The organism is Actinacidiphila alni (assembly GCF_900112845.1).
GTDB classification, from domain to species: Bacteria; Actinomycetota; Actinomycetes; order Streptomycetales; family Streptomycetaceae; genus Actinacidiphila; species Actinacidiphila alni.
In genome coordinates this window covers 125,279-147,730 of record NZ_FONG01000001.1, presented here as the reverse complement: position 1 = coordinate 147,730, position 22,452 = coordinate 125,279, and the positions used below count along the sequence as shown (strand labels likewise).

General features: G+C 73.6%; 23 protein-coding genes. 9 read left to right on the top strand and 14 right to left on the bottom strand.

The features are described 5' to 3' along the window. Window positions 1–6 precede the first annotated feature (6 nt). The 11 genes from BM076_RS00595 to BM076_RS00545 form a co-directional block, all read right to left on the bottom strand. Complete coding sequence (locus tag BM076_RS00595; protein WP_093711297.1) at window positions 7–258, bottom strand: TfoX/Sxy family DNA transformation protein; 252 nt, start codon at window positions 256–258, stop codon at window positions 7–9. Window positions 259–418: 160 nt separating this feature from the next. After that, on the bottom strand, window positions 419–796 hold the full coding sequence (locus BM076_RS00590; RefSeq protein ID WP_093711296.1) for a DUF6278 family protein: 378 nt from the start codon (window positions 794–796) through the stop codon (window positions 419–421). A 3-nt stretch (window positions 797–799) separates the two neighbouring features. Continuing rightward, window positions 800–1,579, bottom strand: a complete 780-nt coding sequence (locus BM076_RS00585; RefSeq protein ID WP_093711295.1) for an exodeoxyribonuclease III — start codon at window positions 1,577–1,579, stop codon at window positions 800–802. 74 nt (window positions 1,580–1,653) lie between these two features. Further along, window positions 1,654–2,286, bottom strand: a complete 633-nt coding sequence (locus BM076_RS00580; RefSeq protein WP_093711294.1) for an MBL fold metallo-hydrolase — start codon at window positions 2,284–2,286, stop codon at window positions 1,654–1,656. A gap of 106 nt (window positions 2,287–2,392) precedes the next feature. Further along, window positions 2,393–3,667 carry a bifunctional 3-oxoadipate enol-lactonase/4-carboxymuconolactone decarboxylase PcaDC gene (gene pcaDC, locus BM076_RS00575; RefSeq protein ID WP_093711293.1) on the bottom strand — a complete coding sequence of 425 codons (1,275 nt, stop codon included), beginning with the start codon at window positions 3,665–3,667 and terminating at the stop codon, window positions 2,393–2,395. Between the two features lie 125 nt (window positions 3,668–3,792). After that, entirely contained in the window at window positions 3,793–4,452 is a 660-nt protein-coding gene (locus BM076_RS00570; RefSeq protein WP_245795617.1) for a hypothetical protein, read from the bottom strand. Further along, entirely contained in the window at window positions 4,449–5,588 is a 1,140-nt protein-coding gene (locus BM076_RS00565; protein ID WP_093711292.1) for an ROK family glucokinase, read from the bottom strand. The genes BM076_RS00570 and BM076_RS00565 overlap by 4 nt, the downstream gene beginning before the upstream one ends. Beyond that, on the bottom strand, window positions 5,585–6,448 hold the full coding sequence (locus BM076_RS00560; RefSeq protein ID WP_093711291.1) for an ATP-binding cassette domain-containing protein: 864 nt from the start codon (window positions 6,446–6,448) through the stop codon (window positions 5,585–5,587). The genes BM076_RS00565 and BM076_RS00560 overlap by 4 nt, the downstream gene beginning before the upstream one ends. After that, window positions 6,445–7,494: an ABC transporter permease gene (locus BM076_RS00555; protein ID WP_407640599.1), complete on the bottom strand. Its 1,050-nt coding sequence runs from the start codon at window positions 7,492–7,494 to the stop codon at window positions 6,445–6,447. The genes BM076_RS00560 and BM076_RS00555 overlap by 4 nt, the downstream gene beginning before the upstream one ends. Beyond that, on the bottom strand, window positions 7,491–8,501 hold the full coding sequence (locus tag BM076_RS00550; protein WP_456151204.1) for a sugar ABC transporter substrate-binding protein: 1,011 nt from the start codon (window positions 8,499–8,501) through the stop codon (window positions 7,491–7,493). The genes BM076_RS00555 and BM076_RS00550 overlap by 4 nt, the downstream gene beginning before the upstream one ends. 247 nt (window positions 8,502–8,748) lie before the next feature. Then, window positions 8,749–9,480: a GntR family transcriptional regulator gene (locus tag BM076_RS00545; protein WP_093711699.1), complete on the bottom strand. Its 732-nt coding sequence runs from the start codon at window positions 9,478–9,480 to the stop codon at window positions 8,749–8,751. Between the two features lie 262 nt (window positions 9,481–9,742). Between BM076_RS00545 and BM076_RS00540 the strand changes: the two genes are divergently transcribed. From BM076_RS00540 to BM076_RS00515, 6 genes are read left to right on the top strand one after another with little or no spacing between them, the layout of a single operon-like run. Beyond that, entirely contained in the window at window positions 9,743–10,780 is a 1,038-nt protein-coding gene (locus tag BM076_RS00540) for a Gfo/Idh/MocA family protein (protein ID WP_093711289.1), read from the top strand. Between the two features lie 43 nt (window positions 10,781–10,823). Continuing rightward, entirely contained in the window at window positions 10,824–11,672 is an 849-nt protein-coding gene (locus BM076_RS00535) for a TIM barrel protein (protein ID WP_093711288.1), read from the top strand. A gap of 43 nt (window positions 11,673–11,715) precedes the next feature. After that, complete coding sequence (gene iolC, locus BM076_RS00530) at window positions 11,716–12,717, top strand: 5-dehydro-2-deoxygluconokinase (protein ID WP_093711287.1); 1,002 nt, start codon at window positions 11,716–11,718, stop codon at window positions 12,715–12,717. Continuing rightward, entirely contained in the window at window positions 12,714–13,601 is an 888-nt protein-coding gene (gene iolB, locus BM076_RS00525) for a 5-deoxy-glucuronate isomerase (protein WP_093711286.1), read from the top strand. The genes iolC and iolB overlap by 4 nt, the downstream gene beginning before the upstream one ends. Beyond that, complete coding sequence (gene iolD / locus BM076_RS00520) at window positions 13,598–15,451, top strand: 3D-(3,5/4)-trihydroxycyclohexane-1,2-dione acylhydrolase (decyclizing) (RefSeq protein WP_093711285.1); 1,854 nt, start codon at window positions 13,598–13,600, stop codon at window positions 15,449–15,451. The genes iolB and iolD overlap by 4 nt, the downstream gene beginning before the upstream one ends. 29 nt (window positions 15,452–15,480) lie before the next feature. After that, complete coding sequence (locus tag BM076_RS00515; protein WP_093711284.1) at window positions 15,481–16,263, top strand: arylamine N-acetyltransferase family protein; 783 nt, start codon at window positions 15,481–15,483, stop codon at window positions 16,261–16,263. Here the strand turns inward: BM076_RS00515 and BM076_RS00510 are convergent. Next, on the bottom strand, window positions 16,220–16,606 hold the full coding sequence (locus BM076_RS00510) for a hypothetical protein (protein WP_093711698.1): 387 nt from the start codon (window positions 16,604–16,606) through the stop codon (window positions 16,220–16,222). The genes BM076_RS00515 and BM076_RS00510 overlap by 44 nt on opposite strands. A 201-nt stretch (window positions 16,607–16,807) precedes the next feature. Between BM076_RS00510 and BM076_RS00505 the strand changes: the two genes are divergently transcribed. The 3 genes from BM076_RS00505 to aroA all read left to right on the top strand — a co-directional run bounded on the left by BM076_RS00505 (window position 16,808) and on the right by aroA (window position 20,053). Continuing rightward, window positions 16,808–17,431, top strand: a complete 624-nt coding sequence (locus tag BM076_RS00505) for a bifunctional 4-hydroxy-2-oxoglutarate aldolase/2-dehydro-3-deoxy-phosphogluconate aldolase (protein ID WP_093711283.1) — start codon at window positions 16,808–16,810, stop codon at window positions 17,429–17,431. Window positions 17,432–17,498: 67 nt separating this feature from the next. Then, window positions 17,499–18,677, top strand: a complete 1,179-nt coding sequence (locus BM076_RS00500; protein ID WP_177246295.1) for a cytochrome P450 family protein — start codon at window positions 17,499–17,501, stop codon at window positions 18,675–18,677. A gap of 140 nt (window positions 18,678–18,817) precedes the next feature. Next, window positions 18,818–20,053, top strand: a complete 1,236-nt coding sequence (aroA, locus tag BM076_RS00495) for a 3-phosphoshikimate 1-carboxyvinyltransferase (RefSeq protein WP_093711282.1) — start codon at window positions 18,818–18,820, stop codon at window positions 20,051–20,053. A 33-nt stretch (window positions 20,054–20,086) separates the two neighbouring features. Here the strand turns inward: aroA and BM076_RS00490 are convergent, their stop codons facing one another. Beyond that, entirely contained in the window at window positions 20,087–20,917 is an 831-nt protein-coding gene (locus BM076_RS00490; RefSeq protein ID WP_093711281.1) for an AIM24 family protein, read from the bottom strand. Between the two features lie 133 nt (window positions 20,918–21,050). Continuing rightward, window positions 21,051–22,382 carry an ROK family transcriptional regulator gene (locus tag BM076_RS00485; protein ID WP_093711280.1) on the bottom strand — a complete coding sequence of 444 codons (1,332 nt, stop codon included), beginning with the start codon at window positions 22,380–22,382 and terminating at the stop codon, window positions 21,051–21,053. Between the last annotated feature and the right edge of the window lie 70 nt (window positions 22,383–22,452).

The following is a 22,452-nucleotide window of genomic DNA, read 5'->3' as shown; positions in this document are numbered from 1 at the left end:
GCGCGGTCAGCCCAGCACGCGGTGGACGAGTGTGTCGCGTTCGGTCTGCGGGATCGCGGTCCAGCGCATGCCGCGCAGCGCGCCCTCCAGGGCGAGCAGGGTGTGGGTGCAGGCGTCCTCGGGCAGTTCGGGGCGGATCTTCTCGAAGGCGCGGCCGGAGCCCAGGCGCCGCAGTTCGCCCGCGTCGTCCACGCCGGCCCGGCGCAGGCGGTCGGCGAGCACCGCCCCGATGTTCGGGAGCTGCTGAAGGGAGTCCACGTCGCGCCTCCGGTACCGAGCTGGTGGGGGAACCTCCGGCGCCATCATGCACGTACGACCGGGCCGTGCCGGGCCATCGGCGGCTGACACGCCCGTGACCGACCCGCACGGTGTGCTGCGGACCACCGGATCGGGTGACGGCGCGCCGCCGCGCGGACGTTCAGTCTTCCGACGACTCGGCGAGCACCTGGGACAGCTCGGGGCTGCCGCTCTCGGCCCACGCGTGGCCGATCTCCACGACCTCGATCTCACGGCCGGAGGCGAGGCGTACCACGGGGTCGCCGTTCGGCCGGAGCGTCCAGCCGGCGCCCGGGACGGTGCGGACGACGACGGTGCCGAGGTAGAGCCCCGCGTCATTGCCGAGCCCGGACAGCTCGTCCTCCTCGCCGTCCCGCCAGTCGGGCGCGAGCTGGTCGAGCGCGGTCAGCGACTCCGGCGTGTCGTCCAGGTCCACCCCGGAGTCGGCGGCGCGGGCGCGCAGCAGCGGGCACTCGCCGAGGAGTTCGGTCATGGTGCCGGGGTCGGGCGCGCTTTCCATCGGTCAGACCTCCAGGTCCACCACGACGGGCGCGTGGTCGGAGGCGCCCTTGCCCTTGCGCTCCTCGCGGTCCACGTACGCGTCGCCGACGGCCTTGGCGAACGGTTCGTTGCCGTACACCAGGTCGATCCGCATGCCGCGGTTCTTGGGGAAGCCGAGCTGGCGGTAGTCCCAGTAGGTGAACGGGTGGTCGTACTTCAGCGGGCGCGGCACCACATCGGTGAGGCCGGTCCCGCGCAGGGCGGCCAGCGCGGCCCGCTCGGGTTCGGTGACATGCGTCTGGCCCTCGAAGACCGACAGGTCCCACACGTCCTCGTCGGCGGGCGCCACATTGAAGTCGCCGAGCACCGCGAAGGGCCGCGGGCCCGCCGCGTCCTCGGCGACGGCGGCGCGCAGCGCCTCGAACCACTGGAGCTTGTAGGCGTAGTGCGGGTGGCCGACCTCGCGGCCGTTGGGCACGTAGACCGACCAGAGGCGGACCGGGCCGCAGGTCGCGGAGACCGAGCGCGGCTCGTGCACGCCCTCGTAGTCGGGGCCGCCGGGCAGGCCCTCGACGACGTCCTCCAGGCCCACCCGGGAGACCAGCGCCACCCCGTTCCACCTGCCGGTGGCGTGCACCGCGGCCTCGTACCCCAGCTCGCGCAGCTCGTCGCGCGGGAACTGCTCGGCGGTGCACTTGGTCTCCTGGAGGCACAGGACATCGGTGCCGCTGCTCTCCAGCCAGGCGAGCAGCCGCGGCAGGCGGGCGGTGATCGAGTTGATGTTCCAGGTCGCGATGCGCATGTCCACCAACTTAGCCGCTGGGTCCGACAGTCACCCGGCGGCCGCCCGACAGCCGTCGGCAGCGGCTCGGGCCGTCAGGCGTCCGAGCTGTCGCCCGGGGTGAGCCTGACGTGCTCGGCGCCGCCCAGACCGCCGATCTGCATGTCGTAGATCGGCCGGGCCAGATCGGTCAGCAGCGCGTCGTGCACATCGATCGCGCGACGCGGTTTGACTTCGCGCACATAGTCGATGACCTCGGAGATCTTGCTCCACGGCGCCTGTACGGGCAGCAGCAGGGTGTCCACGTCCGCGCCGGGCACGGTGAGCGCGTCGCCGGGGTGGAAGACCGAACCGTCGACGAGATAGCCGACGTTGGTGATCCGCGGGATGTCCGGGTGGATGACGGCGTGCAGTTCGCCGTGCACCTGGACGTCGAAGCCCGCCGCCTGGAAGGTGTCGCCGTGGCCGACGGTGTGCACCCGGCCGGGGAAGGCCGCGGAGACCTTCTCGGCGACGCTGCGCAGCGTCCACAGCCGGGCGCCGGGATTGGCTTCGAGCCCGGCGCGCAGCCGGTCCTCGTTGAAGTGGTCCAGGTGCTCGTGGGTGACGAGGATGGCGTCGGCGCCGACGGCCGCGTCCTCCTCGGTGAAGGTGCCCGGGTCGATGACGAGCACCTGCCCGTCCTTCTCCAGCCGGATGCAGGCGTGGCGCTTCTTGGTGAGCTTCACAGGGACCGTCCTCGGCAGCGCGTGTGCGGATACTCCCCCATCCTGCCCGCTCCCCCGGTGCCGGGTCGCGCCGAGGGTCGCGCCGAGGGTCGCCCCGGGTCCCGCCTCACGAGTGCGCGCCGGTCTCCTGCCGCACGACCGTACGGGCGGTGTCGACGGCGGCCCGGGCGGCGGGCAGGCCGCAGTAGACGGCGGTGTGCAGCAGGACCTCTTCGATCTCGGCGGGCGTCAGGCCGTTGCGCAGCGCGGCCCTGGTCTGCTCGGCCAGTTCCGTCAGCTGCCCGGTGGCGGTCAGCGCGGTGAGTGTCACGCAGCTCCTGGTGCGCCGGTCCAGGCCCGGCCGGGACCAGACCTCGCCCCAGGCGTAGCGGGTCTGGAAGGCGTCGAAGCCGGCCCCGAAGCCCTCGGCGCGGGCCAGCGCCCGGTCCACCTCGGCGTCCCCGGTCAGCTCCCGCCGCAGCCGCAGCCCGTCCTGGTACGTGTCGGGTGCGGGGGCGGGCGGCGCGGGCGGGGCCTGCGGCGGTACGGCGGGCGCCGGGGGCACGGCGACCGACGACGTTGTCAGGGAGCCGGTGTCCGCCCAGGCGCCCGCGAAGTGGGTGGCGAGCAGGTCGCCGACCGCCACCGGTTCCTCGACCGGCGCCAGGTGCGCGGTGCCGGGGACGACCGCGAGCCGGGCGTCGGGTATGCCGGCGACCAGCAGCCGGGCGTCGGCGGGCGGTGTCTCGGTGTCGTCGGCGCCGGCCACGACCAGCGTGGGCAGCTTGATGCTGCCGAGCGCGTCGCGGATGTCGAAGGAGGCGAGCGCCTCGCAGCCGGCGACGTAGCAGTCCGCGTCGGTGGTCCTGACCATCTGCACGGCCCATTCGGTGATGGCGGGCTGGGTGGCCAGGAAGGCGCCGGTGAACCAGCGCTCGGGGCTGCCGAGCGCGGTGCGGTCCATGCCGTTGGCCCGGACCACGACGCCGCGCTGCCGCCACAGGTCGGCGGTGCCGTACCGGGCGGCGGCCGAGACCAGGGCGAGGGCTGCGACCCGGTCGGGGCGCAGCAGCGCCAGCCGGGCGCCGATCGCGGCGCCGAGCGAGCAGCCCGCGTAGCCGAAGCTCTCCACGCCCTCCTTGTCGAGGACGGCCAGCAGCCGGGTGGCCAGGTCGTCGACCGAGGCGGCGGGTTCGGCGGGGGCGCCGCCGTGGCCCGGCAGTTCGTAGCGGAGCACCCGCCACTGCTCGGTGAGGACGGGGAGCTGCCGGTCCCACATGTGCCAGGTGGCGCCGAGCGCGGGGCCCAGCACGATGACGGGCGCGTCGTCCGGGCCGTCGAAACGGTGCTGGAGGGGCAGCGGGCGCAGTTCGCCGTCGGCGCCGTCGCTCGAGTCGCTCATCGCCTCACGCTACCCACTGGAGTGTGTGCTTCCGAAACCAGAGCGGCAGGCTACTGGGTGCCTGTGGCCGACGTCACCCGCGGCTTTCGGTCACCTCGGGCACGGCCGCGTTCCGGGACCGGCGGTCAGCCTCCGCCGCCGAAGCCGTGCTGGAAGTTCACCGTGGAGGCGACGTACACGATGGGCAGGTCGGGCCTGGTCAGGTCCACCACGATGTCGTGGTCCGGCTTGTCGCCGACCTGGTGGCGGGCGACGCCCTTCAGGTCCCGGCCGGGCTTGAAGATCCAGCCGGCCGTTTCGGTCTGCTCGCCGGTCAGCGCCTTGGTGCCGGAGCGCAGCGCGTACCGGCTGGTGCCGATCTTGGCCAGGAAGGTGTCGAGGCCGCCCGAGGTGGTGGTGAACTGGGCGTACAGCACGCTGGTGTCCCAGGAATTGGTCTCCAGGTAGCCGGGCGACTTGGCGCCGTCGGGGAACGGCACCTGGTAGATCCGCTGCTGGAGCGCGGTCGGCTCGGCCATCGTGAGGTGGCTGATCGCGGCCTGCTTCTGCTTGGCCTCGCCGCTGCCGCGGCTCTGCTCGGCGGAGATCAGCGCGTACACCAGTGGCACCAGGACGAGCAGCGGGACGACGGTCCAGCGCACCCAGCGCGGCGCGCTCCTGGGCTCGCGGTGGTACGGGTCGGGCCGCCCGTCGGCGGACGCCCCGCCGACGCTCCCCTCCTCGTCCTGACCGTCGTGGCCTTCCTGTCCGGTGCCGGTGTGCTGGTCGGGCGGCGTGGCCGTCACGACTGGGCCCCCTGCCGCCCGTAGACCCGGCCGTAGCGCTCGTACCGCTCGACGCGGCGGCGGGTGGCGCGGCGGAAGCGGCGGGCGACCAGCCGGGCCAGGTCGGCGGCGCCGACCATGCCGGCCTCCGGACCCAGCTCGGCCTTGGCGATCCTGGCCTCGGGCCGGTAGCCGCGGCCGGTGAGATTGCGCCGGAAGGCGTCCCTGGCCGGGGCGATCAGCAGGTCGTCCGCGGCGCTGACGCCGCCGCCGATGACGAAGCAGGACGGGTCGAGGGCGGCGGCGAGATTGGCGATGCCGACGCCCAGCCACTGGCCGATGTCCTGGAACAGCTCGACGCACATCGCGTCGCCCTCGCGGGCCAGCTCGGTGATCAGCGGGCCGGTGATCTCGCCGATGGCGCCGCCGACCCGGTCGATGATCCCGTAGGCGACCGGCGAGTCCGCGGCGGCCATCTCCCGCGCCTCCCTGACCAGTGCGTTCCCCGAGCTGTACTGCTCCCAGCAGCCGCGGTTGCCGCAGGCGCAGCGGTGGCCGCCCTGCACGACCTGCATATGGCCGAATTCACCCGCGACGCCGTAGCGGCCCCGCTTGACCTGGCCGCCCTCCAGGATGGCGCCGCCGATGCCGGTGCCGAGGGTGATCATCACCAGGTCGGCCTCGCCGCGGCCCGCGCCGAAGCGCCACTCGGCCCAGGCCGCGGTGTTCGCGTCGTTGTCGACCATGACGGGGACCAGCAGCCGCTCTGCCAGCCGGTCGCGCAGCGGTTCGTCCCGCCAGGACAGGTGCGGCGCGAACAGCACCCGGGAGCGGTCGGCGTCCACCCAGCCCGCGGCGCCGATGCCGACCGCGTGCACGTCGTGCCGCTCCGACAGGTCGAGGACCAGCTCGACGATGGTGTCCTCGACGACCTTGGGGCTCTTGGACTTGTCCGGCGTCTCGGTGCGCAGCTTCTCCAGGATGTTGCCGTCCGCGTCGACCACGCCGGCCATCACCTTGGTGCCGCCGATGTCGATACCGACGGTGGGCACGCGGGGCGCGGTCAGGTGCGAGCGCCTCTCGCGGCGGCCGACGGTCTGGAGCACCGTCGCCCTGGCGGCGCCGCCGCGGTACACACGTTCACGATTGGCACTCAAGCGGGGTTCTCCGGGTCGGTCGCCGGTGGCGCGGTGGTCGTCCGGCGCATCAGTTCGTGGGTCAGCTCGTCCAGCTCGCTGCCCCCGGCCATCTCGCGGGTCAGCTCGTCCAGCGTAATGTCCTTCTTCAGGTGGCTGCCCGACATGGTGCCGCGCTTGAGCAGAATGAAGCGGTCGCCCACCAGATACGCGTGGTGCGGATTGTGCGTGATCAGCACCACGCCGAGCCCGGCGTCGCGGGCGGCGGCCACGTATTTCAGCACCACACCGGACTGCTTGACGCCGAGCGCCGCGGTCGGCTCGTCCAGTACCAGCACCTTCGCGCCGAAGTGCACGGCGCGGGCGATGGCCACGCACTGCCGCTCGCCGCCGGACAGGGTGCCGATCGGCTGGTCGACGTCGCGCAGGTCGATGCCCATCCGCAGCAGCGCCTGGTGGGTGGTGCCGCGCATGGCGGCCACGTCGAGCCTGCGCAGCGGGCCGCGGCCCTTGGTGGGCTCCGAGCCGAGGAAGAAATTCCGCCAGACCGGCATCAGCGGGACGACCGCGAGATCCTGGTAGACGGTGGCGATACCGCGGTCCAGGGCCTCGCGCGGCGAGGTGTGCCGCACCTGCTCGCCCTCGATGGTGTACGTGCCCGCGTCGTGCGGGTGCAGCCCGGCGATGATCTTGATGAGGGTGGACTTGCCGGCGCCGTTGTCGCCGAGGACGCAGGTGATCTCCCCGGCGTGCACTTCGAGGGAGACCTCGCGCAGCGCCCGGACGTTCCCGTACGACTTGGAGACGCCGGTCAGCTCGACCAGCGGGGTGCCGGCCGGGGCGGGCGCGGGGGCCGGGGTGTCCTTGGTGAGGTCGTTCATGCCGCGGCCTCCGCCCGCTTGCGGACCCAGGCGTTCAGCAGCGTCGCGAGCAGCAGCATCGCGCCGAGGAAGAACTTGAACCAGTCCGGATTCCACTGGGCGTAGACGATGCCCTTGTTGGTCATGCCGAAGATGAACGCGCCGACCGCCGAGCCGATGGCGCTGCCGTATCCGCCGGTCATCAGGCAGCCGCCGATGACGGCCGCGATGATGTAGAGGAATTCGTTGCCGACGCCCTCGCCGGACTGCACCACGTCGAAGGAGAACAGCAGGTGCTGCCCGGAGATCCAGGCGCAGAAGGCGACCGCCATGTACAGGCCGATCTTGGTACGGGCGACGGGGACGCCGACCGCGCGGGCCGCGTCCGCGTTGCCGCCGGCGGCGAAGATCCAGTTGCCCGCGCGGGTGCGCAGCAGCACCCAGGTGGCGACCACGACCAGGCCGAGCCACCAGGCGATGGTCACCTGGAGGTCGACCGAGCCGATCGTCCAGTGCGAGGCGAACAGGTCCTGGGCGGTCGGGAAGCCCTCCATGTCGGAGATCGACTTGGTGGAGACGGTGCCGCTGATCAGCTTGGTGAAGCCCAGATTCAGGCCGGTGAGCATCAGGAAGGTGCCCAGCGTGATGATGAAGCTGGGCAGCTTGGTGCGCACCAGCAGGATCCCGTTGAAGGCGCCGATGGCGAGCGTGACCAGCAGCGAGACGCCGACGCCGACCCAGACGTTGGCGGTCATCTGGTAGCTGAACATCGAGGAGACCAGCGCGGAGCTGGTCACCAGCACACCGGCCGACAGGTCGAATTCGCCGCCGATCATCAGCAGCGCGACGGGCACGGCCATGATGCCGATCGTCGAGGACGCGTAGAGCACCGTGCCGAGGCTGGAGGCGCGCAGGAAGGAGTCGGCGACGATCGAGAAGAAGACGAAGACGGCCACGGCGCCGACGGCAGAGCCCAGCTCGGGGCGGGCGAGCAGCCGCCGCACCACCGATCTCGGCGCCAGCCGCTCGTCGTCCACCGGGCTCACGAGAAGGTCCGGTGTGCTCAACGGGTGCCTCGCTTGGTGTACGCCAGCAGCGCGTCCGCGTCGTCCTTGGTGACGATCTGCGGTCCGGTCAGTACCGGCTGGCCGCCGCCGAGGGTGTTGGCGTTGTAGCGGTAGAGCCACAGCAGGTCGATCGCCTCGTAGCCCTGGAGATAGGGCTGCTGGTCGACGGCGAAGCCGAGGGTGCCGGCCTTGAGCGAGGAGGCGACCTGCGCGTTGAGGTCGAAGGTGTCGACCTCGGCGGAGGAGCCCGCCTGGTCGGCGGCCTTGACGGCGGTGGCGGCGAAGGGCGCGCCGAGGGTGACGACGGAGTCGATGCTCTTGTCGGCCTGGAGCTTGGCCTGGATGGCGGAGAGCACATCGGGCATGTTGGTGCCGTCGACGTACAGATTGTCCATCTTCCCGGAGAAGGTGGCCTTGGCGCCGGCGCAGCGCTGCTCGTGGCCGACATTGCCCTGTTCGTGCAGGACGCACAGGGCGTGCTTCTTGCCGCGCTTGTTCAGCTCGTCGCCGACCGCGCGGCCGGCGATGGTCTCGTCCTGGCCGATGTGGCCGAGGGTGCCGAACTCCTTGGACTCCTGCGAGCCGGAGTTGATGGTGATGACCGGGATGCCGGCCTTCTCGGCCTTGAGGACCACGGCCTTCATCGCGTCGGGCTTGGCGAGGGTGACGACCAGGCCGTCCACGTGCTGGTCGATGGCGGCCTGCACCAGCTGCGACTGCTCGTTGGCCTGGTCGCTGTTGGAGTAGAGGAATTTGATGTTGTCCTTGTCGGCGGCCTGCTTGGCGCCGCTCTGCACGATGTCCCAGAAGGTGTCGCCCGCTCCCGAGTGGGTGACCATCGCGAAGGTCCAGTGCGGGGTGTTCACGGCGGAGCTGTTGGCCTTCGCCGCGCGCTTGGCCCGGTCCTCGGCCCGCTTGCCGCCGGTGCTGCTGCACCCGGCCAGGCAGGCCGCGCCGAGCACCGCCACCAGGACCGCGCCCACCACTCGTGTTCCTGCCCTTGCCATCGCCACGAGGCCCTGCCTTTCCCTGCGGTTCGCCGCTACTGCGTGTGTGACTGCCGGGGTGAGAGTGCTGCGAGCGACCATCCCGGCGGGCCAAGTATCCGTCAAGGGGTACGGCGCTATGGCCGCCGGGGCGGTGCGGCGGGTCGTGCGGTGCGCGCGGAACCCGCCGGTCAGGCGCGGTCGGGCCGGGGCCGGCCGCGGCTCAGGGGCGGTCGGACCGCGAGCGGGCCGGGAGGTTGGCCCGGTCTCAGGCGCGCACCAGCAGCCGGAATTCGAAGGTGTAGCGGGAGGCCCGGTAGAGGTGGGAGCCGAATTCGATCGCGCGGCCCCGGTCGTCGTACGTGGTGCGCTGCATCGTCAGCAGCGCCGCGCCGGCCGGTTCCGCGAGCAGCCGGCTCTCCTCGGCGGTGGCGGCGCGGGCGCCGACGGTCTGCTCGGCGCTGTGCAGAGTGATGCCGTGGTGCCGCATCAGCGCGTACAGGCCGGTGGCCTCCAGCTCGGGGGTGGCCGGCTCCAGCAGGTCGCAGGGCAGGTAGTTGCACAGGTACGCCATCGGCTCGCCGTGCGTCAGACGCAGCCGGTGCACGACGGCGACCTGGCAGGACTCCGGCAGCCCGAGTGCGGCGGCGACGGCCGCGGGGGCGGGTCCGCGGGCGTTCTGCAGTACCCGGGTGCTGGGGTGCTGCCCGGCGGCGAGCAGATCGTCGTACAGGCTGCTCAATTCCAGCGGGCGCGCGACATGGCTGTGCACCACCTGGGTGCCGACCCCGCGGCGGCGCACCAGCAGACCCTTGTCGACCAGCGACTGGATGGCCTGCCGGACGGTGGGGCGGGACAGGCCGAGCCGGGCGGCGAGTTCGATCTCGTTGCCGAGCAGGCTGCCGGGGGCGAGGGTGCCGCTCTCGATGGCGGCTTCGAGCTGCCGGGCGAGCTGGAAGTACAGCGGTACGGGGCTGGCGCGGTCGACGGCGAGCCGCAGATCGCGGTGGCGCGGCGGCGGGCGGTCATCGGCGCGCGGCCCCGGCGCCTGTTTGGGTCCGGTCACGGATCCGTTGTCGGGTACGTGATCGGAACCGGGACCGGGTGCGTGCGGAGGCTCGCGCTGGGGCACGTAGGGAGCGTATCGACAGGTCAAGATCACCGGAAGTCCTTATGTCCGGACAAAGCGTTGACAGCGGGCGGACGGCGCGGGAGGTTGGGACAGCGCGCACGTCTCCCTCTTGCGAAGGGGCAGAGCAGCTATGCGGATCGGACTCATCGGCGCCGGGCGGATCGGCTCCTTCCACGCCGCCACGCTGGCCGCGCATCCCGATGTCGGCGAGCTGACGGTCGCCGACTCCGATCCGCTGCGGGCCCGGCAGGTCGCGACGGCGGTCGGCGGGCGGGCCGCGCTCTCGGTGGACGCGCTCTTCGAGGCGGCGCCGGACGCCGTGGTCATCGCCTCGGCGACCGCCGCGCACGCCGCGCTGATCACCCGGGCCGCGCGCGCCGGCGTCCCCGCCTTCTGCGAGAAGCCGGTCGCGCTCGACCTCTCCGGTACGGTGGCGGCGCTGCGTACGGTCCGGGCGGCGGGCGGTGTGCTGCAGATCGGTTTCCAGCGGCGCTTCGACGCCGGTTACGGCGCGGCGCGCGAGGCGGTACGGTCCGGGCGGCTCGGCCGGCTGCACACCGTGCGGGCGGTGACCTCCGATCCTGCGCCGCCGCCGGCCGCGTACGTACCGCAGTCCGGCGGGCTGTACCGGGACTGCCTGATCCACGACTTCGACATGCTGCGCTGGGTCACCGGCCGGGAGATCACCGAGGTGTACGCGGCGGGGGCGAACGGCGGCGCGGACTTCTTCCGGGCGGCGGGCGACGCGGACACCGCGGCGGCGCTGCTCACCCTGGAGGGCGGTCTGCTCGCGACGGCGACCGCGACGCGCTACAACGGCGCGGGCTACGACGTCCGGATGGAGTTGGCCGGGTCCGACGACCAGATCGCGGTCGGCACCGGCCCGCGCGCGCCGCTGCGCTCCGTCGAACCGGGCGCGCCGCCGGCCACCGCCGCCCCCTGGCCGGGCTTCCTCGACCGCTTCGCCCCCGCCTACCGCGCCGAACTCGCCGCCTTCCTGCGCGTCGTCCGCGGCACCGACCCCAATCCCTGCGAGGGTCATGAGGCGCTGCGCGCCCTCCTGGTCGCCGAGGCGTGCGAGATCTCGCGCCGCGAACACCGCCCGGTGGCGGTGGACGAGGTGGGCATGCGGGTACATGAGGACGATGTGAGCGGGGTGGTGGCATGAGGCGGCAGCGACTCGCCGCGCGGCGGGCGGGGACGGTGAGGGAATGAGGGCCGAGCGGATCGCCGGGGCGCCGATTTCCTGGGGGGTGTGCGAAGTGCCCGGCTGGGGGCATCAGTTGACGCCCGAGCGGGTGCTGGCGGAGATGGCCGGGCTCGGCATCGGCGCCAGCGAGTTCGGGCCCGACGGCTTTCTGCCGGGGCCGCTGCTGGCCGCGCACGGCGTGACCGCCGTCGGCGGTTTCGTCCCGGCGGTGCTGCACGACGCGGAGCACGACCCGCTGCCCGGCATCAGGGCCGCGCTCGACCGTTTCACCGCGGCGGGCGCCCGCACCCTCGTGCTGGCCGCCGCGACCGGCCTCGACGGCTACGACGAGCGGCCCGCGGTCTCCCCCGAGGGGTGGCACCTGCTGCTGTCGCGGCTCGACGAGGCCGCCGCCCTCGCCGCGTCGCTGGGCGTCACCGCCACGCTGCACCCGCATGTCGGCACCGTCGTGGAGGGCCCCGCCGAGGTGGACCGGGTGCTCGACGGCAGCGGCATCGGCCTGTGCCTCGACACCGGCCACCTCCTCATCGGCGGCACCGACCCGGTCGCCCTCGCGCACCGCGCGGCCGGCCGCGTGGGCCACGTCCACCTCAAGGACGTCGACCCGGACACGGCCGCCGCCGTCCGCGACGGCCGCACCACGTACACCGCCGCCGTCAAGGACGGCCTCTACCGCCCCCTCGGCCACGGCGGCCTCGATCTGCGCGCCCTGGTCACCGACCTCGAAGCGGCCGGTTACACCGGCTGGTACGTCATGGAGCAGGACACCGTCCTCACCGAGGAACCCCCACCGGACCAGGGCCCGTTGGCCGACGTCCGCACCTCGCTGCGCTGGCTGGCCGACGCGTGACCGGTCACGCACCGCGGCCGGAGCGCACATCGGGAGCCGCGCGATGAGCGCCGCGTACGACGTGATCACCGTCGGCCGGGTCGGGGTCGATCTGTACCCGGAGCAGAGCGGAGTGGGCCTGGCGGACGTGCGGAGCTTCGCCAAGTCGCTGGGCGGGACGGCGAGCAATGTGGCGGTCGCCGGGGCCCGGCTGGGGCTGCGGACGGCGCTGCTGAGCGGGGTCGGCGACGATCCCTTCGGCGGCTACGTACGGGGCGCGCTGCGGGACTTCGGCGTGGACGACGCGCTGGTCACCACGGTGCCCGGGGTGCAGACCCCCGTCGTCTTCTGCGAGCTGTTCCCGCCCGACGACTTCCCGATCTACTTCTACCGGCGGCCGGTCGCACCCGACCAGTGCCTGACGCCTGACCGGCTCGACCGGGCGGCGGTGCGCGCCGCGCGGGCCCTGTGGATCACCGGTTCCGCGCTGGCCGTGGAACCCACCCGCTCCACCGTCTTCGCCGCGCTGGAGGCCCGCGAGGGCGGCGAGGTCTGGTTCGACCTCGACTGGCGGCCCGGCTTCTGGGCGGACGCCGCCGAGGCACCGGACCTCTACGCCCGCGCGCTGTCGTACGCCTCGGTGGCCGTCGGCAATATCGCCGAGGCCGAAGTCGCGACCGGCAGCCGCGATCCGGAGACCGCGGCCGGCCTGCTGCTGCGGCACGGCGTGCGCACCGCGATCGTCAAGCAAGGCCCGGCCGGCGTGCTCGGCCGGACCGCCCGCGAGCAGCACGTCGTCCCGCCCGTCCCGGTCAAGGCCGTCAACGGCCTCGGCGCGGGCGACGCCTTCGGCGGCGCGCTGTGTGCCGGTCTGCTGTCGGGCGCGCCGCTCCCGGACACCCTGCGCGCCGCCAACGCGGCGGGCGCCCTGGTCGCCGCCCGCCTCGCCTGCGCGGACGCGATGCCGACCCGCGCCGAGATCGACGCGATGCTCGCCGCGCCGAACGCGACAGCCGCCGCGGGCGCAGGCACGGGCACGGGCACGGGAGTCGAGGAGGAAGCGTGACGCATCTGGCCGCGGGCAGCACCGCCAGGGACGGGTACGACCTGTGGGTGGAGCCGGAGACCGCCGGGTGGGCGTACTCGTCGCTGCGGGTGCTGACGCTGGAGCCCGGCGGGGAGCGGCGGTTCGCGGCCGGGGAGAGCGAATGGATCGTGCTGCCGCTGGCGGGCGCGGCCACGGTGGAGGTGCTGGACGGCGCCGGGGAGCGGGCCGTCTTCCCGCTGCGCGGGCGCGCCTCGGTCTTCGACGGGGTCAGCGACTTCGCGTATGTGCCGCGGGACGCGCGGGCGGTGCTGCGCAGCCCCGGCGGCTGCCGCCTCGCGCTGGCGGGCGCGCGCTGCGAACGGCGGCTGGCGGCGCGCCACGGCCCGGCGTCCGCGGTGCCGGTGGAGGTGCGCGGGGCCGGCGGCGCGACCCGCCAGGTCAACAACTTCGCGGCGGCGGACGCCTTCGGCTGCGACCGTCTGATCGCGGTGGAGGTGCTGACCCCCGGCGGCAACTGGTCCTCCTTCCCGCCGCACAAGCACGACGAGGCGGGCCCGCACGAGTCGGTCCTTGAGGAGATCTACTACTACGAGTTCGGCGGCGGCCCGGCCGCCCTGGGCTACCAGCGCGTCTATCCCTCCCCCGCCGGGGCGACCGATGTGCTGGCCGAAGTCCGCACCGGGGACGCGGTGTTGATCCCCGACGGCTGGCACGGCCCGAGCATGGCCGTGCCCGGCTACGACATGTACTACCTGAACGTGATGGCGGGTCCCGGCCCCGAACGGGCCTGGCTGATCAGTGACGACCCGGCGCACGCCTGGGTGCGCACGTCCTGGGCGGACCAACTCCCCGATCCCCGGCTGCCGTTGTACGGGCCGCCGCCCCAGGAAGGCACCGCATGAGCACCCGGCTCACCGTCGCGCAGGCCCTTGTCCGCTTCCTGTCCGTCCAGTTCACCGAACGCGACGGGGTGCGGCACCGCGCGGTCGCCGGGATGTGGGGCATCTTCGGGCACGGCAATGTGGCGGGCGTCGGCCAGGCGCTGGTGGAGGCCGGCCCCGGGGCGATGCCGTACCACCAGGGGCGCAACGAGCAGGCGATGGTGCACGCGGCGGTCGGCTACGCCCGTACGCGGCACGGCCTTTCGACGATGGCGTGCACGACCTCCATCGGCCCGGGCGCCACCAATCTGGTGACCGGCGCGGCGCTGGCGACGGTCAACCGGGTGCCGGTGCTGCTGCTCCCCGGCGACGTCTTCGCCACCCGCCCGGCCGACCCGGTGCTCCAGCAGCTCGAAGTGCCGTGGGCGTACGACGTCACCGTCAACGACGCGCTGCGGCCCGTCTCCCGCTACTTCGACCGGATCTGGCGACCGGAGATGCTGCCCGCCTCGCTGCTCCAGGCGATGCGGGTGCTGACCGATCCGGTGGCGACCGGCGCGGTGACGCTGGCGCTGCCGCAGGACGTGCAGGCCGAGGCGTACGACTGGCCGGACGAGCTGTTCCGTGAACGCGTCTGGCACGTACGGCGGCCGGTGCCGGACGCGGCCGCCCTGGCCGAGGCGGCGGCGCTGCTGCGCGGCGCGCGGCACCCGTTGATCGTGGCGGGCGGCGGGGTGCGGATCTCCGAAGCGGCGCCCGCGCTCGCGGAGTTGGCGACGGCGACGGGCATCCCGGTCGCGGAGACACAGGCAGGAAAGGGTTCGCTGCCCTGGGACCATCCGCTGGCGCTCGGCGGCATCGGCCACACCGGCAGCGCGCCCGCCGACGCGGCGGCGCGGGCCGCCGATGTGGTGCTCGGGGTCGGCACCCGCTGGACGGACTTCACCACCGCGTCCGGCTCGCTGTTCGCACCGGACGCCCGTTTCGTCAGCCTCAACGCGGCCTCCTTCGACGGCCACAAGATGGCGGGCCTCGCCCTCGTCGGGGACGCGCGGGCCGGACTCACCGCGCTGGCCGCGGAATTGACGGGGCATCAGGCACCGCCCGCCGCGTACGACACTGCCGGGTGGCGGGCCGTCACGGACGCGGCCTTCGGCGACGGCTCCGGCGACGGGCCGCCCTCGCAGAGCGAGGTGATCGGCGCGCTGGACGCCGTGCTGCACGACCGGGACGTGGTGGTCAACGCCGCCGGGTCGATGCCGGGCGACCTGCACAAGCTGTGGCGCTCCCGGGACGTGGAGCAGTACCACGTCGAATACGGCTTCTCCTGCATGGGATACGAGATCCCCGCCGCGATCGGCGTGAGGCTCGCGGCCCCCGACCGCGAGGTGTTCGCGCTCGTCGGCGACGGCACGTATCTGATGCTGCCGACCGAGGTGGTCACGGCGGTCCAGGAGGGCATCCCGATCAATGTGGTGATCGTCCAGAACCACGGATACGCCTCCATCGGCGGCCTGTCGCAACAGGTCGGCGCCGAACGCTTCGGCACCGCCTACCGCTTCCGCGCGCCGGACGGCTCCTTCACCGGCGAGCCGCTGCCGGTCGATCTCGCGGCCAACGCCGCCAGCCTCGGCCTTGAGGTCTTCACCGCCACCACCGCCAAGGAGCTGCGGGCGGCCCTGACCGCCGCCCGCGAGTCCCCGCGGCCGACCGCCGTCCACGTCGTCACCGACCCCGACCGCCCGGGGCCGCCCGCCGAGGCATGGTGGGACGTCCCGGTCGCCGAGGTCTCCACCCACCCCGCCACCCGGGAGGCGCGCACGGCGTACGACGGCGCCCGCCCGGCCCCGCACACCCGCCCGCGGCTCTAGGTGGGCGGGTGTCGCCGTATAAAGGGGGCATGGACTTCTCGCAGGCCGATGCCTATCTCGCGCGCACCGGGGTCGAGCGGCCCGCCGCAGCCGATGCCGCGTCGCTGCGCGCCCTGCACCTGGGGCACCAGATGACGGTGCCGTTCGAGAATCTCTCGATCCACCTCGGGCAGGACATCGTGCTCACCGAGGAAGCGCTGTACGAGAAGATCGTCGGGGCCCGACGGGGCGGATTCTGCTACGAGTTGAACGGTGCCTTCGGCGCGCTGCTGCGGTCGCTCGGCTACAGCGTGGAGCTGCTCGCCGCCCGGGTGATCGGCGAGGACGGCCGGCCGGGGCCTCCGTACGACCATCTGGCGCTGCGGGTGCGGACCGCGGACGGCGAACGCTGGCTCGCCGACGTCGGGTTCGGGCGCCACAGCCACTTCCCGCTGCGCTACGACGAGCGCGGCGAGCAGCGGGACCCCGGCGGGACCTTCCGGGTCGAGGAGACCCCGGACGGCGACCTGGTGGTGTCCAGGGGCGGGGTGCCGCAGTACCGGCTGGAGCAACGCCCGCGGCAGCTCGGCGACTTCGAGGCCACCTGCTGGTGGCAGCGGACCTCGCCGACGTCCCACTTCCGCACGTCCCTGATCTGCTCCCGCCTCACCGAGGACGGCCGCGTCAGCCTCTCGGGACGTTCACTCGTACGGACGACGGCCGCGGGCCGCGAGGAACACCACCTGTCCGAGGCGGAGGTCCTTCCGGCCTACCGCACGCACTTCGGCATCACCCTCGACAGGGAGCCGTCCGTCGCCCCGCTCGCGGCGTGAACAGCACGGACCGCAGCAGCACTTGGACCGGCGCCCGGCGCCCGTGCGGGCGCAGCGTGGCGTAACCCCCGGTGCAGTCCGGCCCGGTGAACACCCGGGCCGGCGCCCCGGTGTCGTTGTGCGGCGCGTAGGCGGGCCCGAGGGCGTGCGGCCCGAGCACCTCGGGCAGCGGGAGGCAGATCCCGCTCGGCGGGTCGGTGAGGACGCTGGTCAGGACGCCCCGCGGGGCCCGGAAGGTGTACGCGAAGGTGCCGGTGGCCGCGGACGCGGGGGCCGCGGGGAGGCAGCAGACCGCGAACAGGGCGGCGAGAGCGGCGGCGGTGACGGTGGTGCGCTGGCGCATGATGCGCGCACCGTACCGCAGCGGTCTCATGCTCCTCTCATGTCACGTTGCGGTGACAGCTCCCTCCTCCGCCCCCGAATCCGCCGGCGCGTGCCGGTAGCGTGCTGATCGCGTGCACCGCCCCGGCGCACGGCCCGCCACCGCCCGCACCGCAGCGGCCCTGCCGCAGTCGCAGGCCCCGAGGAAGGACGGCGATCCGCCGTGTACCGCTGGGAGATCACGCGGGCCGCACTGGCCCAGCGGGTGTTCGCCACCATCCGCAGCGAGAGCTACGACCAGGCCGCCGCGACCGCCGACACACTGCTCTCGGCGGGCCTGACCACGCTGGAGATCTCGCTCACCACGCCGTTCGCCCTGGAGGCGGTGACGACGCTGGTCCGCGAGGTGGGCGACGACGCGGTGATCGGCGCGGGCACCGTGCTGGACGCGGTGTCGGCGCGGATGGCGATCGAGGCGGGCGCCCGCTTCCTGCTCTCGCCGAGCCTGGACGAGGACGTGCTGCGCACCGGCCACCGCTACGGCGTCCCGGTCTTCCCCGGGGTCGCCACGCCCGGCGAGGTGGTGCGCGCGATGGAATGGGGCGCCGACGCGCTCACCCTCTACCCGGCGACGTCCTTCACCACCGCCTGGGTCACCGATGTGCGGGCGATCATGCCGCAGGCGGCGCTGCTGCCCTGCGGCGGCATCACCGTGGCCGCCGCGCCGGACTGGGTCGCGGCGGGCGCCGCCGCCGTCGGCATGGGCTCGGCCCTGACCTCGGGCGACCGCGAGACGGTCACCAAGCGCCTCACCGACCTCCTGGAACGGCTGGCCGACACCGCGTGACCGGAGGCCCCGTCCGGTTAAGCTGGCCCGTGGGGGACGCGGACCCGGAGGGGGATGTGTGAGCTTCATCGGAACGGTCGATCTGCACGCGGCGGGCGAGGACTTCACCGCCGACCCGTATCCCGTCTACGCGCGGCTGCGCGAGCGCGGGCCCGTGCACCGGGTCCGTACGCCGGAGACCGGCGAGATGTGGCTGGTCGTCGGCTACGAGGAGGCCCGCGCGGCGCTCGCCGACCCCCGGCTCAGCAAGAACTGGCTGTCGGTGATGCCGGACGGCGCGGAACTGGCGGGCTTCGCCAGTCACATGCTCGACTCCGATCCGCCGCGGCACACCCGGCTGCGCAAGCTGGTGGCGCGGGAGTTCACCCCGCGCCGGGTGGAGGCGCTGCGCCCGCGGGTGCAGGCGATCACCGATGGGCTGATCGACGCGATGCTGCCGCACGGCGCCGCCGATCTGGTCGACGCGCTGGCCTTCCCGCTGCCGATGACCGTCATCTGCGAACTGCTCGGCGTACCCGACCTGGACCGCGAGGCGTTCCGCGGCTGGTCCAACGAGATCGTCGGGCCGACCGGACCCGACGCGGAGGCCGCGGCCGTCACCGCGATGACGTCGTATCTCGTGGAGCTGATCGAGGACAAGCGCTGCACCGCGCCGCGCGACGACCTGCTCAGCGCGCTGATCCGCACCCGGGACGAGGACGACGACCGGCTCTCGCCCGAGGAGCTGGTCGGCATGGCCTTCCTACTGCTGGTCGCGGGCCATGAGACGACGGTCAATCTGATCTCCAACGGGATGCTGGCGCTGCTCCGGCACCCCGGTCAACTGGCCGCGCTGCGCGCCGATCCCGGGCTGCTGGACGGCGCGGTCGAGGAGATGCTGCGCTACGACGGGCCGGTCGAGACGGCGACCTGGCGGTTCGCCGGCGAGACGCTGGAGATCGGCGGGGCGCGGATCACGGCCGGCGAGCCCGTACTGATCGCGCTGGCCTCGGGCGACCGCGACCCGGACCGTTTCCCGGAGCCGGACACGTTCGACATCCGCCGCAGGACGCAGGGGCACCTGGCGTTCGGCCACGGCATCCACTACTGCCTGGGCGCCCCGCTGGCCCGGCTTGAGGGCCGGATCGCGGTGCGTACGCTGCTGGAGCGCTGCCCGGACCTGGCGCTGGCCGCGGCGCCCACGGCCCTCACCTGGCGCCCCGGCCTGCTGATCCGCGGGGTGCACAAGCTGCCGGTGACCTTCTGACGGTCCGCCGGGCGGACACCGGAGCGGGGCGCGCGCCCGGCAGTCGGACGGCTCCGACAAGGGCGAGGCGTACGCCCTAGACTCGCGGCGGCGCCCAAGCCCGCGCCCCGCGTTCCGTGTGACCTGCCAGGAGGCACCCCGTGTCAGTCGTCGCCGTCCCCGGCTCCAAGTCGGTGACCGCCCGCGCCCTCTTCCTCGCCGCCGCGGCGGACGGTACGAGTGCGCTGCGCCGTCCGCTGCTGTCGGACGACACCGACGGCTTCGCGGAGGGGCTGGTCCGGCTCGGGTACCGGGTCGAGCGCGAGCCGGACGTGTGGCGGATCACCGGCCGCCCGGCCGGGCCCGCGGTGCCGGAGGCGGACGTCTACTGCCGTGACGCGGCCACCGCCGCCCGCTTCCTGCCCGCGCTGGCCGCCGCGGGCCACGGCACGTACCGCTTCGACGCCTCCGCGCAGATGCGGCGCCGGCCGGTGGCGCCGCTGACCGGCGCGCTGCGCTCGCTCGGGGTGGACCTGACGCACGAGGAGGCGGAGGGCCATCTGCCGCTGACCGTGGTCGCGGGCGGCCTCAAGGGCGGGGCGATCGAGCTGGACGCGGGGCTGTCCTCGCAGTTCCTGACCGCGCTGCTGCTGGCCGGGCCGCTGATGGCCGAGGGCCTGCGGATCCGCGTCACGGATCTGGTGTCGGCGCCCTATGTGGAGATCACCCTGGCGATGATGCGGCGCTTCGGTGTCGAGGTCGCCCGCGAGGGCGACACCTTCGTGGTGCCGCCGGGCGGCTACCGCGCCACCGACTACCCGGTGGAGCCGGACGCCTCCACGGCGAGCTACTTCTTCGCCGCCGCCGCGCTCAGCGGCCGCGGCGCGACCGTGGAGGGCCTCGGCGCGGACGCCCTCCAGGGCGACCTGGCCTTCGTGGAGGTGCTGCGGCGGATGGGCGCCGACGTCGAGATCGGTACGGACGCCACGACGGTCACCGGCACGGGCCGGCTGTCCGGACTCACCGTCAACATGCGCGACATTTCGGACACGATGCCGACGCTGGCGGCCATCGCCCCGTTCGCGGACGGCCCGGTGCGGATCGAGGACGTCTACAACACCCGGATCAAGGAGTGCGACCGGCTGGAGGCGTGCGCGGACAATCTGCGCCGCCAGGGCGTCGAGGTGGCCACCGGCCGGGACTGGATCGAGATCCGGCCCGGGACCCCGGCGCCCGCGACCATCGCCTGCCACGGCGACCACCGCATCGCGATGAGCTTCTCCGTCGCCGCGCTGCGCACGCCGGGCACGGTCCTGGACGACCCGGGGTGCGTGAAGAAGACCTTCCCCGGCTTCCACGAGGTCTTCGCGGCGACCCGCGCGGAGTGGGGCGTCTGAGAGGACCGAGGCCGGGCCCCCTGCGGTGCGGGCTCAGCCGGCGTGCGTGGAGAACATCCCGCCGGTCGGGCCCTGCTTGTCGCCGCCCTGCGCCTTCTTGAGCGCGTTGGCCAGGCCCTCGATGGTCATGGACTGGAGGATCACCCGCCCGTTGCCCTCCAGGGTGGCCAGGGACAGGCCCTCGCCGCCGAACACGGCGTTCATGATGCCCTGGCGGTTGAGGCCGCCGATCCGCTGGACGCCGTACTGGATGCCTTCCTCGAAGGCGACGATGCAGCCGGTGTCGACCTCGATCCGGCCGCCGAAGTCGGCGGGGTTGAGGTCGATGAAGTTGCCCGCGCCCGCGATGATCACCGTGCCGTGGCCGGTGAACTTCTCCAGGATGAAGCCCTCGCCGCCGCTCATGCCCTGCCGTCCGCCCGCGAAGGCGATGCCGAACTGCACGGTGGACTCGGCCGCCACGAAGGCGTCCTTCTCGGCGAACCAGGCGCGCGAGCCGTTCAGCTCCAGCGCCCGCATCTCGCCGGGCAGCACACCGGCGAAGCCGACGGTGCCCTCGCCGCCGGAGGCGGTGAAGTACTGGAAGGCCAGTGACTCGCCGGCCAGGGCGCGCTGGCCGACCTGCATCGCGGTGCCCATGGCCTGCCGCAGCATGCCGCCCATGCCGCCACTGCCGCCGCCTCCCCCGGGACCGCCGGAGCCGCCGCCCTGCCGGGCGCCGGGCCCGCCGAGCCGGGTCTCCATCGACACATTGGCGGTCTTGAAGAGGAACTTCCCGGCCTCGCAGTACACCGTCTGGCCGGGGTTGAGGGAGCAGACCGCCATCTGCATGGCGTTGCCGACGATCTCCTGCTGGAGGGTCACTGCGGACTCCTAGGACGTGCGGGGCACGCTCCGTGCGCGGGAACGTGCGGGAAATACGTGAGAACGGTACCCATCGGACGGGCCGGTCACCGGACCTGTCGTCCGACCGGTGCCGTCCTGCCGGACCGTCCTGTCAACGTACCGCCCGCGCGATTCGGTTCCGCACCGGATCCGGGCCGCCGTGTCCCGGCCCGCCGGCCTGCCCCGGGCCCGGTCCCGTACCGTCCTGGCCGTCGGCCTGCGCCGGCAGCCGTACGGGGCGCTCGCCGCCGGTTTCGAGGAAGCGGGCCAGCGGGAGGGTGGCGGCGCCCACGGTGACCGCGTCGGCGCCGAGCCTGCCCAGCTCGATCGAGGTCTGTTCGCAGGGCTGGCGCAGCGAGTAGGCGGCGGCGACCTCCCGGACGGTGGGCAGCAGCCGGGGGCCGAGCAGCAGGCCGGCCCAGCCGCCGATGACGATGCGCTGCGGGTTGAAGAGATTGATCAGGTCGGCGATCCCGGCGCCCAGGTACTCGGCGGCCTCGGCGAGCAGCGCCCCGGCCTCCGGGTCGTGGTCGGCGGCGGCGATCAGCGCGGCCAGGCCCGTCTCCTCGCTGACCCCCTCGGGCGCGCCGGGCCAGCGGCCGAGCAGCGCCTCGGCGCCGACGTACGCCTCCAGGCAGCCGCGCGAGCCGCAGCGGCAGGTGCGCCCGCCGACCCGCAGGGTGGTGTGGCCCCACTCCCCCGCGCTGCTGCTGGCGCCGCGGTACGGCTGACCGTCGGCGACCACGGCGGCGCCGACGCCGGAGCCGAGCAGCGCGATCACGACATTGCCCGAGCCGCGTCCGCCGCCGAACCACATCTCGGCCTGGCCGAGGGTCTTGGCACCGTTGTCAATGTGCAGCGGGAGCGCGGTGCCGGCCCGCAGCAGCCGGCCGAACGGCACGGCGTCCCAGCCGATGGTCTGGCCGTGCACCACGACGCCGTCGCCCTCGCCGGGCGCGGTGTCGCCCTGTTCGACGATGCCGGGCACGCCGATGCCGACGCCGAGCACCTCGCTGTCGTCGATCCCGGCCTCGCGGACCACCGACTCGATGCCTTCGAGGGCGAGCCGTACGACGTGGTCGACGTCGTGGCCGCTGTCGGACAACGGCAGGTCGGCGGAGGCCCGTTCGGTCAGCGCGAGGTCGAACAGCTCGACCCTGACCCGGGTTTCGCCGACGTCCACGCCCACCACGTACCCGTACCCCGCGGAGACCTGGAGCAGGATGCGCGGCCGGCCGCCGTCGGACTCGACGGCGCCCGCCTCCTCGACCATGCCGTCGGCGATCAGCTCGCCGACGACGTTGCTGATCGACCCGGCGCTCAGGCCGGTGTCCCGGCCCAGCTCCTGACGGCTGAGGGGTCCCTCGAAATACAAATGACGCAGAAGCGATGCACGGTTGCCGCGCCGCAGGTCACGCACTGTTCGCTTGCCGCGTTCAGCCACTTTGTCGCCCTCCCGGCTCGTCCGGCGTGAATCTATCGCTGCACAGGGTCTTGACGCCACCTTTTCTCAC

Bases quoted from the DNA above. Each gene is read 5' to 3' on its own strand.
- BM076_RS00590 (WP_093711296.1), bottom strand. From the start codon at position 796: ATGGAAAGCGCGCCCGACCCCGGCACCATGACCGAACTCCTCGGCGAG.
- BM076_RS00585 (WP_093711295.1), bottom strand. From the start codon at position 1,579: ATGCGCATCGCGACCTGGAACATCAACTCGATCACCGCCCGCCTGCCG.
- pcaDC (WP_093711293.1), bottom strand. From the start codon at position 3,667: ATGAGCGACTCGAGCGACGGCGCCGACGGCGAACTGCGCCCGCTGCCC.
- BM076_RS00560 (WP_093711291.1), bottom strand. From the start codon at position 6,448: ATGAACGACCTCACCAAGGACACCCCGGCCCCCGCGCCCGCCCCGGCC.
- BM076_RS00550 (WP_456151204.1), bottom strand. From the start codon at position 8,501: ATGGCAAGGGCAGGAACACGAGTGGTGGGCGCGGTCCTGGTGGCGGTG.
- BM076_RS00540 (WP_093711289.1), top strand. From the start codon at position 9,743: ATGCGGATCGGACTCATCGGCGCCGGGCGGATCGGCTCCTTCCACGCC.
- BM076_RS00535 (WP_093711288.1), top strand. From the start codon at position 10,824: ATGAGGGCCGAGCGGATCGCCGGGGCGCCGATTTCCTGGGGGGTGTGC.
- iolC (WP_093711287.1), top strand. From the start codon at position 11,716: ATGAGCGCCGCGTACGACGTGATCACCGTCGGCCGGGTCGGGGTCGAT.
- iolD (WP_093711285.1), top strand. From the start codon at position 13,598: ATGAGCACCCGGCTCACCGTCGCGCAGGCCCTTGTCCGCTTCCTGTCC.
- BM076_RS00515 (WP_093711284.1), top strand. From the start codon at position 15,481: ATGGACTTCTCGCAGGCCGATGCCTATCTCGCGCGCACCGGGGTCGAG.
- BM076_RS00510 (WP_093711698.1), bottom strand. From the start codon at position 16,606: ATGCGCCAGCGCACCACCGTCACCGCCGCCGCTCTCGCCGCCCTGTTC.